16 protein-coding genes are annotated in these 16704 nt (G+C 69.2%); 8 read left to right on the forward strand and 8 right to left on the reverse strand.

The genetic code is table 11. From position 1 onward, the window contains the following. Positions 1 to 2: 2 nt before the first annotated feature. The 7 genes from gyrB to dnaA form a co-directional block, all read right to left on the reverse strand. On the reverse strand, positions 3 to 1946 hold the full coding sequence (gene gyrB / locus EDD29_RS41530) for a DNA topoisomerase (ATP-hydrolyzing) subunit B (RefSeq protein WP_246053278.1): 1944 nt from the start codon (positions 1944 to 1946) through the stop codon (positions 3 to 5). 291 nt (positions 1947 to 2237) lie between these two features. Then, positions 2238 to 2735 (reverse strand): DciA family protein, encoded by a 498-nt coding sequence (locus tag EDD29_RS41535; RefSeq protein ID WP_246053279.1) that lies wholly within the window; start codon positions 2733 to 2735, stop codon positions 2238 to 2240. Continuing rightward, complete coding sequence (gene recF / locus EDD29_RS41540) at positions 2725 to 3855, reverse strand: DNA replication/repair protein RecF (RefSeq protein WP_123669621.1); 1131 nt, start codon at positions 3853 to 3855, stop codon at positions 2725 to 2727. The genes EDD29_RS41535 and recF overlap by 11 nt, the downstream gene beginning before the upstream one ends. A gap of 192 nt (positions 3856 to 4047) precedes the next feature. Continuing rightward, positions 4048 to 4923 carry a phosphogluconate dehydrogenase (NAD(+)-dependent, decarboxylating) gene (gnd, locus tag EDD29_RS41545; RefSeq protein WP_123669622.1) on the reverse strand — a complete coding sequence of 292 codons (876 nt, stop codon included), beginning with the start codon at positions 4921 to 4923 and terminating at the stop codon, positions 4048 to 4050. 203 nt (positions 4924 to 5126) lie between these two features. Next, complete coding sequence (dnaN, locus tag EDD29_RS41550; protein ID WP_123669623.1) at positions 5127 to 6257, reverse strand: DNA polymerase III subunit beta; 1131 nt, start codon at positions 6255 to 6257, stop codon at positions 5127 to 5129. 946 nt (positions 6258 to 7203) lie between these two features. Continuing rightward, a complete protein-coding gene (locus EDD29_RS41555; protein ID WP_123669624.1) occupies positions 7204 to 7905 on the reverse strand; it encodes a hypothetical protein in 702 nt (233 codons plus the stop codon). Positions 7906 to 8120: 215 nt separating this feature from the next. Beyond that, the gene (gene dnaA, locus EDD29_RS41560) at positions 8121 to 9905 is read right to left on the reverse strand and encodes a chromosomal replication initiator protein DnaA (protein WP_123669625.1); all 1785 of its coding nucleotides are present in this window, start codon (positions 9903 to 9905) and stop codon (positions 8121 to 8123) included. A gap of 406 nt (positions 9906 to 10311) precedes the next feature. On the opposite strand from dnaA, the gene rpmH reads away from it, so the two are divergent. From rpmH to EDD29_RS41585, 5 genes are all read left to right on the forward strand, one after another. Then, positions 10312 to 10449: a 50S ribosomal protein L34 gene (rpmH, locus tag EDD29_RS41565; protein WP_106396750.1), complete on the forward strand. Its 138-nt coding sequence runs from the start codon at positions 10312 to 10314 to the stop codon at positions 10447 to 10449. Positions 10450 to 10463: 14 nt separating this feature from the next. Further along, a complete protein-coding gene (rnpA, locus tag EDD29_RS41570) occupies positions 10464 to 10820 on the forward strand; it encodes a ribonuclease P protein component (RefSeq protein ID WP_123669626.1) in 357 nt (118 codons plus the stop codon). Further along, positions 10820 to 11158, forward strand: coding sequence for a membrane protein insertion efficiency factor YidD (gene yidD / locus EDD29_RS41575; protein WP_123669627.1), 339 nt, complete (start codon positions 10820 to 10822; stop codon positions 11156 to 11158). Before rnpA ends, yidD begins: the two co-directional genes overlap by 1 nt. Further along, a complete protein-coding gene (yidC, locus tag EDD29_RS41580) occupies positions 11148 to 12122 on the forward strand; it encodes a membrane protein insertase YidC (RefSeq protein WP_123669628.1) in 975 nt (324 codons plus the stop codon). Before yidD ends, yidC begins: the two co-directional genes overlap by 11 nt. A gap of 262 nt (positions 12123 to 12384) precedes the next feature. After that, positions 12385 to 12864 (forward strand): Jag family protein, encoded by a 480-nt coding sequence (locus tag EDD29_RS41585; RefSeq protein ID WP_123669629.1) that lies wholly within the window; start codon positions 12385 to 12387, stop codon positions 12862 to 12864. A 70-nt stretch (positions 12865 to 12934) separates the two neighbouring features. Here the strand turns inward: EDD29_RS41585 and EDD29_RS41590 are convergent, their stop codons facing one another. Further along, positions 12935 to 13192, reverse strand: a complete 258-nt coding sequence (locus tag EDD29_RS41590; RefSeq protein ID WP_123669630.1) for a DUF6458 family protein — start codon at positions 13190 to 13192, stop codon at positions 12935 to 12937. A 129-nt stretch (positions 13193 to 13321) separates the two neighbouring features. Here EDD29_RS41590 and rsmG point away from each other — a divergent pair, with 129 nt between their 5' ends. From rsmG to EDD29_RS41605, 3 genes are all read left to right on the forward strand, one after another. Beyond that, on the forward strand, positions 13322 to 14023 hold the full coding sequence (rsmG, locus tag EDD29_RS41595; protein ID WP_123669631.1) for a 16S rRNA (guanine(527)-N(7))-methyltransferase RsmG: 702 nt from the start codon (positions 13322 to 13324) through the stop codon (positions 14021 to 14023). Positions 14024 to 14139: 116 nt separating this feature from the next. Continuing rightward, positions 14140 to 15048, forward strand: coding sequence for a ParA family protein (locus EDD29_RS41600; protein ID WP_123671016.1), 909 nt, complete (start codon positions 14140 to 14142; stop codon positions 15046 to 15048). Positions 15049 to 15079: 31 nt separating this feature from the next. Continuing rightward, positions 15080 to 16078, forward strand: a complete 999-nt coding sequence (locus EDD29_RS41605) for a ParB/RepB/Spo0J family partition protein (RefSeq protein WP_123669632.1) — start codon at positions 15080 to 15082, stop codon at positions 16076 to 16078. Positions 16079 to 16704 lie beyond the last annotated feature (626 nt).

A 16704-nucleotide genomic window follows, 5' to 3' on the forward strand; every position in this document is an offset into this window, starting at 1 on the left:
GATCAGATGTCCAGGAAGCGGACGTCCTTGGCGTTCCGCTGGATGAACGACCTGCGCGCCTCGACGTCCTCGCCCATGAGGACGGAGAACAGGTCGTCGGCCTGGGCCGCGTCGTCCAGGGTGATCTGGAGGAGGATGCGGCGGGCGGGGTCCATGGTGGTGGACCACAGCTCGTCGGCGTTCATCTCGCCCAGACCCTTGAAGCGCTGCACGCCGTCGATGGTGCGCGGGTCGCGGCGGCCCGCGGCCATGCCCTGCTCGATGACGAGGTCGCGCTCGCGGTCGGAGTAGACGTAGTCGTACTCCGTGCCGGTCCTGTTCCACTTGATCTTGTACAGCGGCGGCTGCGCGAGGTAGACGTGCCCGGCCTCGACCAGCGGCTTCATGAAGCGGAACAGCAGGGTCAGCAGGAGGGTGCGGATGTGCTGGCCGTCGACGTCGGCGTCGGCCATCAGGATGATCTTGTGATAGCGGAGCTTGGTGACATCGAACTCGTCGTGGATGCCCGAGCCCAGCGCGGTGATCATCGCCTGGACCTCGGTGTTCTTGAGGACCTTGTCGATCCGCGCCTTCTCGACGTTCAGGATCTTGCCCCGGATCGGGAGGATCGCCTGGAACTTCGGGTCGCGGCCGCCCTTGGCGGAGCCGCCCGCGGAGTCTCCCTCGACGATGTAGATCTCGGACTCGGCGGGGTCGGCGGACTGGCAGTCGCTCAGCTTGCCCGGCAGGGAGGTGGTCTCCAGCAGGCTCTTGCGCCGGGTCAGGTCACGCGCCTGACGCGCGGCGACCCGGGCGCGGGCCGCCTGGGTGGCCTTGTTGATGATCTCCTTGGCCTCGCCCGGGTTGGCCTCGAACCAGTCCTTGAGGTGGTCGTTGCAGGTCTTCTGCACGAACGACTTCGCCTCGGTGTTGCCGAGCTTGGTCTTGGTCTGGCCCTCGAACTGCGGGTCGGACAGCTTGATCGAGATGATCGAGGTCAGGCCCTCGCGGACGTCCTCACCGGTGAGGTTGTCGTCCTTCTCCTTGAGCAGCTTCTGGTCGCGCGCGTAGCGGTTGACGATGCTCGTCAGCGCGGCCCGGAAGCCCTCCTCGTGCGTGCCGCCCTCGGCCGTGTTGATCGTGTTCGCGAAGCTGTAGATCGACTCGGTGTATGAGCCGTTCCACTGCATCGCGATCTCGACGGCGATGCCGTCGCCCTCGGCCTCGAAGTCGATGATGGTGTTGTGGACCGCGTCCTTCTTGGCATTGATGTGCCGGACGAAGTCGGAGATGCCGCCCTCGTAGTGGTACGTGACGCTGAAGGGCTCGCCCTCGTCGGTCTCGTGGCCCTCGCGCTCGTCGATCAGCGTGATCGACAGGCCCTTGTTGAGGAACGCCATCTCCTGGAAGCGGCGGCTCAGGGTCTCGAAGCTGTACTCGGTGGTCTCGAAGATGTCGCTGTCGGCCCAGAAGGTGACGGTCGTGCCCGTCTCCTCGGCTTCCTCGTCCTTGCTCAGCGGGCCGAGCGGGGCGCCGATCTCGTACTGCTGGCGCCAGTGGAAGCCGTCGACCTGGACGTCGACCTCAAGGCGCTTCGACAGCGCGTTCACCACGGCGGCGCCGACGCCGTGCAGACCACCGGAGACCGCGTAGGACTGGCTGTCGAACTTGCCGCCCGCGTGCAGCGTGGTCAGCACCAGCTGGACCGCGGGAACCTGCTCCACCGGGTGCAGCCCGACGGGGATGCCGCGGCCCCGGTCGAGGACGCTCACCCCTCCGTCGTTGCGAAGGGTCACGACGATGGTGTCGTTGTACCCGGCCAGCGCCTCGTCCACGGCGTTGTCCACGATCTCGTAGACAAGGTGGTGCAGGCCCCGCTCACCGGTGGACCCGATGTACATGCCGGGCCGCTTGCGTACCGCTTCCAGACCTTCGAGGACCGTGATGGAACTAGCGTCGTACGACAAAGGGAAGCCTCCTGCCGGGGACACCCACCGCTTGCGCATGCCCCGTAACACGCGGTTTGGATGAATCACAGATGGCGCCGGTGTCGTGTCCGATACCGAGCGCCATGCTCACGGTGCAGTGTCCTGAACCCATGGTCAGTCTACAGGGTCAGGCGTCCAAAAGTGGCGCTGACGGTCGCTGAGGTCGCGTCTGGAGCCCGGACGGGCCGGAAGTGACATCCCCCTACGCGACCCGGGCCGTACTGGCGCGTACGTGGCGCTTGACAAACGCGCCGGTGGCGTCCAGCGGACTTATCGGACACGCCACTGGCCGGGGCGGCGTTCGGCCTGCGGGCCCACCACCTTGACCCGTTTCACTGTGCCGTCGCCCAGCTCCTCATTGAGCCGCCGCACAAGCTGTCCGGCGAGCAGCCGGACCTGCTGCGCCCAGGCGGGCGAGTCGCAGTGGACGGTCAGTTCGCCGTCGACGAAGGTGCCCGGGGCGGTGTGCTCGGCGACCTTCGGGCCGACGAACACGGCCCAGTTGCCGAAGACGCCGCCGACCGCCGCGCGCTCCTCCCAGCCGCGCTCGGACAGCAGCTTCTTGATCCCCGCGCCGAACAGCTGCGGCCCGCCGCCCCTGGTCGGGTCCCGCGGCACGTCCCCGTTCCGCTTGCGCCGCCGCTGCCCGGGCACCGACTGCCGCTTGGCCGCGTCGGCCCGAGCCTGCGCCAGCGCCTCCCGGGCCAGCTCGATCCCCGTCTTCGCCTTCGGCTCCTCGGCCTGGCCCCCGGCGCCCTCAGCGATCACGGGTCACCTCGCCCGCGGAGACCGCATAGACGGCGCCGGTGAGTTCCGAAGGGACGTCCTCGGGGACCGCGGCGGTGATCAGGACCTGCTCTGCGGGGGCGACCATCTCGGCCAGCCTGCGGCGGCGGCCTGAGTCGAGTTCGGCGAAGACGTCGTCGAGGATGAGGACGGGGTCGTCGCCGTCGGCGCGCAGGAGTTCGTAGGCGGCGAGGCGGAGCGCGAGGGCGAACGACCAGGACTCGCCGTGGCTGGCGTAGCCGCGGGCGGGGAAGTCGCCGAGCTTGAGCAGCAGTTCGTCGCGATGCGGGCCGATCACCGTGGTGCCGCGGGCCAGCTCCTGGCGGCGGGCCTCGACGAGGCCGGCGAGCAGGTACTCCACGAGTTGTCCACGGCCTGTGGAGAACTCGCCCGGCCCGTCGCCCCCGGAGAAGCGGTACTCCAGGCCTGCCCCCGCGCCCGGCGCGAGTTCGGCGTACGCCTTGGCGACGAGCGGGGACAGCGCGGCGACCAGATCGAGCCTGGCCGCCAGCAGCTCGGCCCCGACCTGCGCGAGGTGCGTGTCCCAGACCTCGAGGGTCGCGGTGAGCTCGGCGGTGAGGCCCCGGCGCTGCTGGGCCGCGCTCTTCAGCAGCGCGTTCCGCTGCTTCAGCACCCTGTCGTAGTCGGCCCGCACCCCGGCGAAACGCGGGGTGCGGGTGGTGAGCAGCTCGTCGAGGAAGCGGCGGCGCTCACCCGGATCGCCCTTCACCAGGGAGAGGTCCTCGGGCGCGAACAGGACGGTGCGCAGCATCCCCAGGATCTCGCGCGGCCGGGGAACGGGCGCCCGGTTGAGCCGCGCCCGGTTCGCCCTGCCCGGGTTGATCTCCAGTTCGATCAGCGCCTCGCGGACGTCCCGGTGCACCCGGGCCCGCACGATCGCGCGCGGCGCGCCCTGGCGGACCAGCGGCGCGTCGGTGGCGACCCGGTGGCTGCCGTGCGTGGCGACGTAGCCGATCGCCTCGACGAGATTGGTCTTGCCCTGCCCGTTCGGCCCGACGAACGCGCTGACGCCCGCGTCGAGAGGTACCTCTGCGACGGCGTAGGACCGGAAGTCCGCGAGGGTCAGATGGGCGACGTGCACAGCGACGAGTCTACGGCGGGCCCGTCGTGCGCAGGGTGCTCATGCACAACCTGTGGACGACCGGGCGGGGGTGCCCGGCGCGCCGGAAGCGGGCGTCCACAGGGAGGGGAAGTCCTGTGGACGACCATGGCCGCGAACATCCCCAGCCCTGTGGATAACTCGGCCGAGGCGGCTCCGGTGCTGCTCGGGAGGCTACTCCTTGACGACCGCGTGCCCGCCGAACTGGTTGCGCAGCGCCGCGACGACCTTCATCGCGGGCGAGTCGTCCTGCCGCGAGGCGAACCGCGCGAACAGCGACGCGGTGATCGCCGGCAGCGGGACCGCGTGGTCGACCGCCGCCTGGATGGTCCACCGGCCCTCGCCGCTGTCCGAGGCGTACCCGCGGATGTGCTCCAGGTCCGGGTCGTCGGCCAGCGCGCGGTTCAGCAGGTCGAGCAGCCAGGACCGGATGACCGTGCCCTCCTGCCAGCTCTTGAACGTCGCGGGGACGTCGGTGACGATCCCCGACGCCTTGATGAGCTCGTAGCCCTCGGCGAAGGACTGCATCATGCCGTACTCGATGCCGTTGTGGACCATCTTCACGAAGTGGCCCGCGCCGACCTCACCGCTGTGCACGAAGCCGAACTCGCCCTCCGGCTTGAGCGTGTCGAAGACGGGCTGGGCCTTGGCCACGTCGTCGGCCGAGCCGCCGACCATGAGCGCGTAGCCGTTCTCCAGGCCCCAGACGCCGCCGGAGACGCCGCAGTCGACGAACCCGATGCCCTTGGCCTTGAGCTCGACCGCGTGGCGCTGGTCGTCCACATAGTGCGAGTTGCCACCGTCGACGACGAGGTCGCCGGGGGAGAGCAGCTCGGCGAGCTGCTCGATCGTCGCCTGGGTCGGGGATCCGGCGGGGACCATCACCCACACCACGCGCGGCGCGGGCAGCCGCTCGACCAGCTCGGCCAGCGAGCCCGCGTCGCTCAGGCCCGGGTCGCGGTCGTACCCGATGACCGTGTGGCCGCCGCGGCGCAGCCGCTCGGCCATGTTCCCGCCCATCTTGCCCAGGCCGACGAGTCCCAGTTCCATGCCACTCCTCATAGGGGCAGGTCCTCCTGCACGGAGGGACCTGAAAGCCGTTCCTTGTGGGAAACCGCCACAAGGCTAGTCCTCCACAGTCCGTCCCTACCCCGGCATGGGCACGCCCGCCCGTGAAACCGAACACCCACTTGTCCACAGGGTCCGTCCACAGGTCGTCGACGCCTGTGGACAAGTGGGTCTTCCCGCAGGGCTCAGCCGGACAGCCGGACCGGCATGATCAGGTAGCGGTAGGTCGGCGCCCCCTCGTCGACCGGCTTGCCCGTGAGGACCGCGGGCTTGGTCGGCGTGGTGAACGACAGCCGCGCGATGTCCGAGCCGATGTGCGACAGCCCGTCGAGGACGTACTGGTGGTTGAAGGCGATGTTGATGTCCTCGCCCTCCAGAACGGCCTCCAGGGCCTCGACGGCCTGGGCCTCGTCCCCGGTCCCCGCTTCCAGGACGACCTCTCCCTGGCTGAACTGGAGCCGCACAGGGGTGTTCCGCTCGGCCACCAGGGACACGCGCTTGAGCGCGTCGACGAACTGGCTCGTCTGGACCTCGGCGTATCCGGCGTACTCGGCGGGGAAGAGCGACCGGTACTTCACGAAGTCGCCGTCGAGGAGCCGGGACGTGGTCTTGCGGCCGCCGCCCTCGAAGCCGATCATGCCCTCGCCCTGGCCGTCGGCGCCGCCACCGAGCGAGATCTTCACCTCCGCGCCGGAGGTCAGCGACTTGGCGGTGTCGGCGAGGGTCTTCGCCGGGATGAGCGCGACGCCCGCGCGGTCGGGGGTGTCCGGGGTCCACTTGAACTCGCGGACGGCCAGCCGGTAGCGGTCGGTGGAGGCCAGCGTGACGGTGTCGCCGTCGATCTCGACCCGGACGCCGGTGAGCATCGGGATCGTGTCGTCGCGGCCCGCCGCGATGGCGACCTGGGCGACGGCGGCGGCGAACTCGTCACTGCCGACCACGCCCGCCACGGGCGGGAGCTGCGGCAGCGAGGGGTAGTCCTCCACAGGCATCGTCTGGAGTGTGAACTTCGCCGACCCGCACTGGAGCATGACCTTCGCCCCGTCGGTGGTGACGTCCACAGGGTGGGGAGGAAGTGCTCGGCAGATGTCGGCGAGCAGCTTGCCCGACACCAGCGCCGTTCCCGCCTCCTGGCCGCCGATGGCGACCGAGACCTCGGCGGAGGTCTCGTAGTCGAAGGCCGAGAGCGTCAGGCTCTCCTCGGTGGCCTCCAGCCGCATGCCGGCCAGCACGGGCACGGGGGGCCGCGCCGGGAGCGTCCTGGCCGTCCAGGCCACCGCCTCGGCGAGGGCGTCACGGTCGATGCGGAACTTCAACGGGACCCGCCTCCTTGATCGTTGAGGGTTTCGCGAAGGGCGCTCGGGGAACAAGATCCGCAAGGCCCTTACTGGTTCTGGCTTTTCCTTGTTCAGTTGTAGAGAGAGAGTCGTAGTAGTAGTAGGGCCTGTGGAAACCGTGGATAACCCATGGTCTCCCTGCTCAGGGGCACTTTTTTATCCCCAGGCCCTGTGGGTACGGACCTGTGGACAACTCAGCCCCCTGTGGACGGCGAAAAGTTGTCCACACTCCGTCCACAGGATGACCCCCACTTGTCCACAGCTTCTCCACAGTTTTATCCACAGGGCTTAATGCGAGTACCGGTAAATCCTGACATATGCCTACGACGTTCTGCGGCCCGGCCGACCTGTGGAAACCTCGGTTTCCACACACAATTCACAGGCTCGGGGACTTTTTCCACAGGTTATCCACCGCTCTGTCCACAGGCCATTTGAATACCGAACGGTACTGTCCACAGGTCGTCCACAGGTAAGACAGGTTATCCACACGTTGTCCCCAGCGTGGTCCACAGGTTCATCCACAGGCGAGGAAGTCCACAGGTTCCCTCCGAAGACCTGTGCACAACGTGACTCCACAGGTTCCTGTGTACCCGATAGACCCCTGTGACCTGCGGGGAAGCTCACCGGAGCACCGCTCGCCGGTCTCTCGGAGCCCTCGATGGACCCCCTCAAGACCCCTCCCCGGTGCCATCGGCGGCCGACCCGAGTCCGTTTTGTACTCCCAGCCGGCCTGTGTACGTCTCCATTGAAGCAATATCCACAGGTCCCGGCGCCCGTCCCCACCCCCTGTGGACGCCCCCGCCAAGCCTGTGGACAACCGCGAAAGAGCCCCTCGCCCCCCGCCGCCGCCCCCTCCTGTGGACAACTCGCCGATTTCTGTGGACGACGCTGTGGAAAATCTGTGGACAACCCACATCCCCGCAGGTCAGACGCCCTTCTCCGCACAGCACGCCCCGCAGAGCACCGCCCCCGTCCGGACATGACCGGCCGTCAGGCCCCGCAGACGAAGCAGGGCCGAACCCTCGCCGGCGGCCTCCCGAACGCCTTCGCCGACCTGGGCGGCGGCCCTGCCCGAGGCCGGCACCTCGACGGTGAGGCGGTCGGAGGGCAGTCTCCCGGCCAGGGACCCGACGACGAGGACATCGGCACCGTCCGGGGCCCATTCCGCCACCTGGAGGCGCCAGTGGGCCGCCGCGGACCGCGGGAGCTTCCTGCCGTCCTCGCCTTGGGTCAGCACCACGTGGGCGGCCGCCTGGACGGGAGCGGCCACCGCGCAGCACAGCGGCAGGCCATCCCAGCGGTCGTCCTTCGCGTACGGGGAGAGGCCCAGGCAGTCGCTGAGCACCACGATGGCCGTGCCCTGGGCCTTGGGATGGCCGTGCTCGGCGATGGACAGCAGGATCGGGGCCGCGGGGGCGGCTGCGGGGAGCAGGACGCCGCTGTGGTCGTGGAGGACGCCGCCGCCTTCCAGGCGGGCTGCGGCGGCTGCTGCGATGGGCAGGGCCGTGGCCAGGGCCAGGGCGCGCAGGCCCTCCTGGGCGGACTCAGGGGCGTAGAACCCGCTGTGGTCGGGGATCCCGCGCCAGGCGACCGCGTCGATCGCCGCGAGGACGGCATCGAGAGCCATCCGGACATTGTGCGCGAAGGCCGGTCCGTCCCCAAGCCCGGATCGTCCTGTGGACGACAGAGGAGGGCGCAGGGGGGCGAGGAAGGGACTGGCGGGCATCAGGCCTGGTCGGACGCCGTGCGGAGGGCGGGGATTCCTGGAGACGGCGGTAACGATGGGCGGCGCCGGACCATGTCCCTGTGACGGGGGATGCGCGGGCGGATGAGCGGGCGGGGTCAGCCCCGGGTCTGCTGCTTGATACGGGAGGTGAGTTCGGTGACCTGGTTGTAGATCGACCGGCGCTCGGCCATCAGCGAGCGGATCTTGCGGTCGGCGTGCATGACCGTGGTGTGGTCGCGGCCGCCGAACTGGAGGCCGATCTTCGGCAGGCTCATGTCCGTGAGCTCACGGCACAGGTACATGGCGATCTGCCGGGCGGTCACCAGGACGCGCGAGCGCGAGGCGCCGCACAGGTCGTCTATCTCGATCCCGAAGTAGGTCGCCGTCTGCGCCATGATCATGCCGATGGTGATCTCGGAGCTGTCGGAGTCGGGGATGAGGTCCTTGAGGACGATCTCCGCGAGGCGCAGGTCGACCGACTGACGGTTGAGGCTGGCGAAGGCGGTCACCCGGATGAGGGCGCCCTCGAGTTCACGGATGTTGGTCGAGATCTTCGTCGCGATGAACTCGAGCACGTCCGGCGGCGCGGCGAGGCCCTCCTGGACGGCCTTCTTGCGCAGAATCGCGATGCGGGTCTCCAGCTCGGGGGGCTGCACGTCGGTGATCAGACCCCACTCGAACCGGTTCCGCAAGCGATCTTCAAGGGTGACGAGCTGCTTGGGCGCCCGGTCCGAGGAGATCACGATCTGCTTGTTCGCGTTGTGGAGGGTGTTGAACGTGTGGAAGAACTCTTCCTGCGTCTGCTCTTTGCCCTCGAGGAACTGGATGTCGTCGACGAGCAGGATGTCCACCTCGCGGTACCTGCGCCGGAAGCCTTCGGCCTTGCCGTCGCGGATCGCGTTGATGAAGTTGTTGGTGAACTCCTCGGAGCTGACGTACCGGACCCGGGCGCCGTCGAAGAGGCTGCGGGCGTAGTGGCCGATCGCGTGCAGCAGGTGGGTCTTGCCGAGGCCGGACTCGCCGTAGATGAACAGCGGGTTGTAGGCCTTGGCCGGCGACTCGGCGACGGCGACCGCCGCGGCCTGGGCGAAGCGGTTGCTCGCGCCGGTGACGAAGGTCTCGAAGGTGTACTTCGGGTTGAGCCGGGCGGCCTCTATCGACCCCTTGACGGGGCTCGTCGAGCCGCCCTGCTGCCAGGGGGCCGGAGTCGGCACCGTCTCGGAGACGGGCTCGACGGGGGGCGGCGCGTATCCGGAGGTCGGGAACGGCTCGGGCTGCTGGGCTCCGCCGCCGAAGGTGTGGCCGGAAAGATGGGCGGGAGGCGCCGGGGGAGGCTGGTGTCCGCCCTCCTGGGGATAACCCACATCCTGTGGATAACTCGCGGAACCCGTGCTGAAAAGGCCCTCGTCCTGTGGATAACGCTGTGGATCTTCGAGTGGGGGAGTGCGCGGGAAGGCGGCCTCGGGAGCGGGTTCCTCGTACCGGGGCGGCGCGGGCGGCGGTCCCGGCTGCTCCGCCGGGCGCGCCTGCGGCTGGGGGAAGTGCTGGGCGGCGGGCGGCTGCTGCGGGTGGGCCGAGGGAGCCTGGGCCGGCGGCGCCGGGTGGTACCCCTGGGGCGCGCCCTGCTGCGGCGCGGGCGGCTGCCGGGAGATGTCGGGCTGGACCGTCAGCACGACCCGGACGGGGGTGCCGAGCTCCTGGGAGAGCGTCGTCTCGATCAGGGACGTGACACGCTGTTCGAGGGTCTTCTTCGCGAAGTCGTTGGGGACGGCGAGCAGTGCCATCCCGTCGAAGATCCCGATCGGCCGGGTGACGCCGAGCCATGCGCGCTGATGGGCGGGGACTTCGGGGAGCGCGTCAACGGAGCGGTTCCACAGGGCCTCAAGGTCCTGTCCGTCCACGTGCGCCTCCCCCCGGATTCGTACCTTCGACTCCCGGCCCGGCGTCCTCGCGCGGGCTCTTCGCAGCGCTGCTCAGGGGGACTTTCGCGGAACGGGAGCCCCTACTCTCTCACGATTCATCCACAGGTTTGTCCACATGCTGTGTATAACTTGGCGGGCGGTGGTAGGACCCGCATCGGGGTGCCTCCGTTTGACCCGACGGCCCGCCAGAACGTAACGTTCTAAGGTCGAGTCGCATCGACGATGGTGACGCGTGCCCGCATCTGTCCCGGTCGGCCCCAAGGGGCAGGGTCCGGGTCACCGAGGGCGGGCCCCCGCTGCGAGGGACCAGACGTGCCCGCGATGCGACGCCGCCCGGCTTCCGACCCACCGTCGGACGTCCACGTCAGAGCAGCAGGAGCCAGTTGTGAGCAAGCGTACTTTCCAGCCGAACAACCGTCGTCGCCACAAGAAGCACGGCTTCCGGCTGCGCATGCGCACCCGCGCCGGCCAGGCGATCCTCGCCGCGCGCCGCCGCAAGGGCCGCGCCCGCGTCGCGGTCTGACGACAGGTCGCACCATGCTGCCGTCCGGTCACCGGATGCGGCGGCGCCACGAGTTCACGCTGGCCGTCCGGCGCGGTTACCGCGCAGGGCGGCCACATCTCGTTGCGCACCTTCTGCCCGGAGGGAACGACCAGGGGAACTCCCTGGCCGGCTTCATCGTCTCCAAGGCGGTGGGCAATTCCGTCGTGCGCAACAGGGTCGAGCGGCGGCTGAGGCATCTCGTCCGCACGAAGCTCGACCTGCTGCCTCCGGGTAGCCTTCTGGTGGTGCGCGCGAACCCCCTCGCGGCGGCGGCGCCCTCCGAAGAACTGGCCAGAGATCTAGACAAGGCTCTGGACAAGGTGCTGCGGCAGTCTGCCAAGGGGCGGTGATGAACGACAGACCGGGTCCGGTCGCGTGGGTGCTCATCGCTTTCGTGCGTGTCTACCGCAAAGTGATCAGCCCCATGCTGCCTCCGACGTGCCGTTTCGCACCGTCGTGCAGCGCCTACGGCCTCGAAGCGCTCCAGGTGCACGGGGCCTTCTACGGTACCTGGCTGATCATCCGGCGGATCGCCCGTTGTCACCCATTTCATCCGGGCGGGTACGATCCCGTGCCTGCACCCCGTGCAACTAAAGGCAGCGGCCTCGACTCCGGCCGAGCCCCCGGGACCGCCGCAGACAGTTCGACCCAGCCTTCAGATTCGCTAGGAGCATCCGGTGACGCTTGATCCGCTGTACCGGGCCGTGGCGTGGATCCTCGTCCAGATCCACTCCGGCCTGAGCACCTTCCTCGACCCGAACAGCGGGTGGGCGTGGGGTGGCTCGATCGTGCTGCTCACCATGCTCATGCGGATCCTGATCTTCCCGCTGTTCGTGAAGCAGATCCAGTCGTCGCGCAAGATGGCGGCGCTGAACCCGCAGATGCAGGCGCTGCGCAAGAAGTACAAGAACGACAAGCAGCGGCTCAACCAGGAGATGATGAAGCTCTACCAGGAGAACGGGGCGAACCCGATCTCCGGGTGTCTGCCGCTCCTGGTGCAGTTCCCGGTCTTCATCTCGCTGTTCCAGGTGCTCAGCAAGATCGCCAATGCCAAGGAAGGCAACGGCAGCCACGGGATCTCCGCCGAGCTGGTCGCCAGCGCCAAGAACGCCAGCATCTTCGGCGCGCACATCTCCGACAGCTTCATCGCCGCCTGGGGCAACGACCCCAAGTCGATCACCGCGCTGATCGTCTGCGCCGTCGCCGTCATCATCTCCTCGACGACGACCTTCCTCACGATGCGCGCCTCGATGCAGCGCCAGCCCGCGATGGACCCGGACAACCCCATGGCGTCCGCCCAGAAGATGATGGTCTGGCTCGCCCCGGTCTTCGGCCTCTTCGGCCTCGGCTTCCCGCTCGGCGTCCTGCTGTACTGGGTCACGTCCAACTCCTGGACGCTCGCCCAGTCGCACTACATCTACAAGCGCTACCCGATGCCGACCGGCCAGGACGCCGACAAGTCCGGCTCCTCTTCCTCCTCCGCCAAGGCCCCGGCCAAGAAGGAGAAGGAGGCGCCGTCGTCCGGCGGGCTGCTGAAGAAGCGCCGCGCCGACGAGGCCGCGGCCGCCGCCGAGATCCGCAAGGAGCCGACGGTGCGCAAGCAGCCGGTCCGGCAGACCCGCAGCAAGCGCTCCGGTTCCACCAAGCGCTGACATCCACGGCTTTTCGGACCGGGCGGTCGAACCTTGACCGCCCGGTCTTTTTTTATGGCCGGAAGGGCCGCCGGTCCGTCCGGTTCGATGGCTCACGCGTTGTTTGTCGACGGGTGCGCCTCGCCCCTGACCGGGTAGGGCGGATGTGGGAGCCCGTAGGGGAGCGGGCCTGTCGCAGGCGGTGCCCGGCACGCTGTATCGTCTCTGACAGTCCCATGGTCACGAGCAGGTCCAGGGTCACGAGTAGGTGAGGGAGGCACGGGTGGCGGAAACCGCAGCGCCGGACATCGAAGCGCTGGAGCAGGAGGGCGACATCGCGGCCGACTACATCGAAGGCCTGCTCGACATCGCCGATTTCGACGGTGACATCGACCTCGACGTCGAGGGCGAGCGCGCCATGGTGTCGGTCGTCGGCGACGATCTGGACGATCTCGTCGGCCAGCGCGGCGAGGTGCTCGAAGCACTCCAGGAACTCACCAGGCTCGCCGTGCACCGGCAGACCGGCAACCGGACCCGGCTGATGCTCGACGTCGGCGGGTACCGCGAGCGCCGCCGGGCGGAGCTGACCAAGCTCGGCACCGAGGTCTCCGAGGAGGTCAAGCGCACGGGCAAGCCGAAGCCGCTGGCCCCGATGACCCCGTTCGAGCGCAAGATCGTGCACGACGCCATCGCCGCGGCCGGCCTGCGCAGCGAGTCCGAGGGCGAAGAGCCCGAACGCTTTGTCGTGGCTTACGCCTCCTGACGCACATCGACGACGAGGCCCCCGACCTTGAGATGAGGTCGGGGGCCCTCTGTCTTCCGGTCCGCTCGCGCTACAGGATCCCGTCGCGGCGATTCTCCTCCGCGCGGATCTCCTCGGCTCGGCGAAGCGCGGCCGCGTCCTCCTCGGAAACGGGGACGACGGCGCGGCGCGGGCGGAGGTAGAGCAGGGTGAAGGCGATGCTGGCGGCGCCGCAGACCATGAGGATCCAGCCGATCGCGTTGACGTCCACGCCGCTGAGCGAGAAGTCCAACGCGAAGGCGAAGATCGCTCCGAGCGCGACGAGGGTCAGTCCGACTCCGATGCCCATGCTTCCTCTCCCTAGATCTTGTCCTAGGGAAGATGTACCCATTTGACCAGAATTATGCGTGTCGGTGGTTCACCGCGTTTCTCAGCGGTACGGCGTATGTGGAACCATCGTGGATTGTGGGGAAGAGCGATGACTGACCAGCCCGTGCCGTCCGAACCAGTTCCTGCCGTCGCGGGGGAGGTCTTCGGGACGGCGCTTCCCCTGGCGATCCGCTATGTGGAGCTCCTCGCCACCGCGGGCGTCGAACGCGGGCTCATCGGCCCCCGCGAGGTCGGCCGCCTGTGGGAACGGCATGTGATCAACTGCGCGGTGCTCAGCGAGGCGGTGCCCGAGGGCGCCTCCGTCGTCGACATCGGCTCCGGCGCCGGGCTCCCCGGACTGGTCCTCGCGATCGCCCGGCCCGACCTCGACATCACCCTGCTGGAGCCCCTGCTGCGCCGCACGACCTTCCTCAACGAGGCGGTCGAGGAGCTCGGTTTGACGAATGTCACAGTCCGGCGCGGCCGGGCCGAAGAGGTCGTGCGCGACTTCGCCGTCGACGTCGTGACGGCCCGGGCCGTCGCCCCACTCGACCGTCTGGCGCGCTGGGGGCTGCCCCTGTTGCGTCCCGGAGGGGAACTCCTCGCCCTCAAGGGGGAGCGCGCGGCACTCGAATTGGACGAAGCGGAGGCGGTTTTGCGCAAGATGGGTGTGCGTACGGCTGAACTCCTGCTGGTCGGTCAAGGTAAGGTCGATCCGCCGACCACGCTCGTTCGGCTGGTAGCCGAACAGCCTCCGGAGCGCGGGGGCAGCAAGACCAAGCAGCGGAAGGGCCACCGGTCGCGGCCATGACTGAGCCCTCTTCGACTAAGGAGACCGCGGTGGAGCCGTCATCAGGTCACGCGTTCAGCATGCAGGGGACCGCCGAGACGGCTTCCGTCGAGCCGCGGATGGAGACCGAGGCGCCCATGGATTCACGTGAAACATTCGTGCCGCAGCCGAGCCCTCCGACCGACACCCCCATCGCCCGCGCCGCGGCCGCGGCGCTCGAGGTGATGGCCAAGCGGGGCGACCGCGAGTGGCCGCGCCCGGCCAACACCCGGGTGATCACGGTGGCGAACCAGAAGGGCGGCGTCGGCAAGACCACGACGTCCGTGAACATCGCCGCGGCCCTCGCCATGCACGGCGCCCGTGTCCTGGTCGTCGACCTCGACCCACAGGGCAACGCCTCGACCGCGCTCGGCGTCGAGCACCACGCCGACGTGCCCTCGATGTACCACGTGCTCATCGAGGACATGCCGCTCGAGGACATCATCGTCGCCTCGCCCGAGCTGCCGAACCTGTGCTGCGCCCCCGCGACGCTGCACCTCGCCGGCGCCGAGATCGAGCTCGTGTCCAAGGTCGCCCGCGAGTCGCGGCTCCGCCGCGCGCTGGACGCCTACGACAAGACCAAGTTCGACTACGTGATCATCGACTGCCCGCCGTCACTGGGGCTGCTGACCCTGAACGCCCTCGTCGGCGGCGACGAACTGCTCATCCCGATCCAGTGCGAGTACTACGCGCTGGAGGGCCTGAGCCAGCTCATCGGCACCGTCGATCTCGTCACCTCCCACCTGAACCAGACGCTGAACGTCTCGACGATCCTGCTCACGATGTACGACGCGCGGACCCGGCTCGCCTCCCAGGTGGCCGAAGAGGTCCGGTCGCACTTCGGGGAGACCTGCCTCAAGACGGTCATTCCGCGGAGCGTCCGGGTGTCTGAAGCGCCCAGCTATGGGCAGTCCGTCATGACCTACGACCCGGGCTCGACCGGTGCCCTCGCCTACAGCGAAGCCGCCTCGGAGATCGCGCATCGCTGGGCCGGGGCCGCGTCGTGAGCAACACCGAGCACGTCAACGGGGGACGGTCATGAGCGCTTCACGTCAGCCGCGCGGCCTGGGCAAGGGCCTTGGCGCGCTGATCCCGACGGCCCCGGTCATCACGCAGGCACCGACCCCCGCGCCGGCGCCCGCAGCCCCCGCAGGGGTGCCCGGTGCGTCCGTGCTGCCGGAACTCGTCCCGGTGGACGGGGCCCGGTTCTCCGAGCTGCCGATCACCTCGATCGTGCCGAACCCCCGCCAGCCCCGGCTCCACTTCGACGAAGAGGCCCTGGAAGAACTGGCCACGTCGATCTCGCTCGTCGGGCTGCTCCAGCCCGTCGTCGTCCGGGAGCTTTCGCCGGACACCCCGTTCGAGCCCGCCAAGTACGAACTGATCATGGGGGAGCGGCGCTGGCGCGCCTCCCAGCGGGCCGAGCTGCGGAAGATCCCCGCGATCATCCGCGAGACCTCCGACGACGACCTCCTGCGTGACGCCCTCCTGGAGAACCTCCACCGGCAGCAGCTCAACCCGCTGGAGGAAGCGGCCGCCTACCGTCAGCTTCTCGATGACTTCGGCGCCACCCACGAGCAGCTCGCGTCCAAGATCGGGCGGTCCCGGCCGCACATCACCAACACGCTGCGCCTCCTGGGCCTGCCGCCCGCGGTGCAGCGCCGCGTCGCCGCGGGCGTGCTGAGCGCGGGCCACGCGCGGGCGCTGCTCGGCCTGACGGGCCAGGAGGCGATGGAGTCCCTCGCGACCAGGATCGTGGCCGAGGGGCTTTCGGTACGGGCCGTCGAGGAGATCATCGCGCTGCGCGAGGCGGAGGAGCCCGCGACCCCGTCGCCCGTGCGCCGTCCGGTGCGCAAGCCGACCGCGCCGGGGCTCGAGGCGATCGCCAACCGGCTGAGCGAGCGCTACGAGACGAAGGTCCGGGTCGATCTGGGGTCCCGTAAGGGCAAGATCGTCGTGGAGTTCGCGACGCTGGACGATCTCGACCGGATCCTTTCCGCGATGGCGCCCGAGGGTGGGGACGGCGCTTCGTCCTGAAACCTGGCTGTCTGACGGGCCCCTTCGCTACGGCGGAGGGGCCCGTTCTCTGTGCGGGGTGCGTTGTTTCACGTGAAACGGCGATGGCCGCGGAGTTATCCACAGGGGTGTGGAAAACCTGTTGCGTGAGTGGGGGAGGGTCGGGAGGGCGCCGGACCCGTCGCTCTGGCGGCCATGCTCGCCGGGAGGCTGCTCCCCTCGGGGGCGCTTCACCACGCGGGGCACCTCGCCCGGTACTGGTGCCTCGGCCTGGCCTACCCGCCTTTCACCGGCAGGGCCGTGGGGCAGACGGGGGGGAGCGGACGGTCGGTTGGGTGCGTGGCTCCAGGCGTCGGGGAAGGCGGGACCTCCCGCGACGGTGGAGGTGGAGGACATCTCCTGCGCGGTTGGCGCTGCCGCGGGGTTCGGGGCCCGGTGAGGTCGAGGTGCCGGGGTCCGAGGGGCATCCGCCGGCCGCGTTGCGACGCGCACGCCGCCACCTCACTCCACACCTAGATCTCCCTGGAACCCACCTCCACCCCCTCCAAGCCCTCCCAGCCCGCCACTAAGGCCCTCGCCACCCCACTCCCGACCCTGGAGCTGCCCCTCCACCCGAACCCGCCCTCAACGCCTCTCAGGCTTTTCCC

It is taken from the genome of Actinocorallia herbida (assembly GCF_003751225.1).
In the GTDB taxonomy this organism is placed as follows: domain Bacteria; phylum Actinomycetota; class Actinomycetes; order Streptosporangiales; family Streptosporangiaceae; genus Actinocorallia; species Actinocorallia herbida.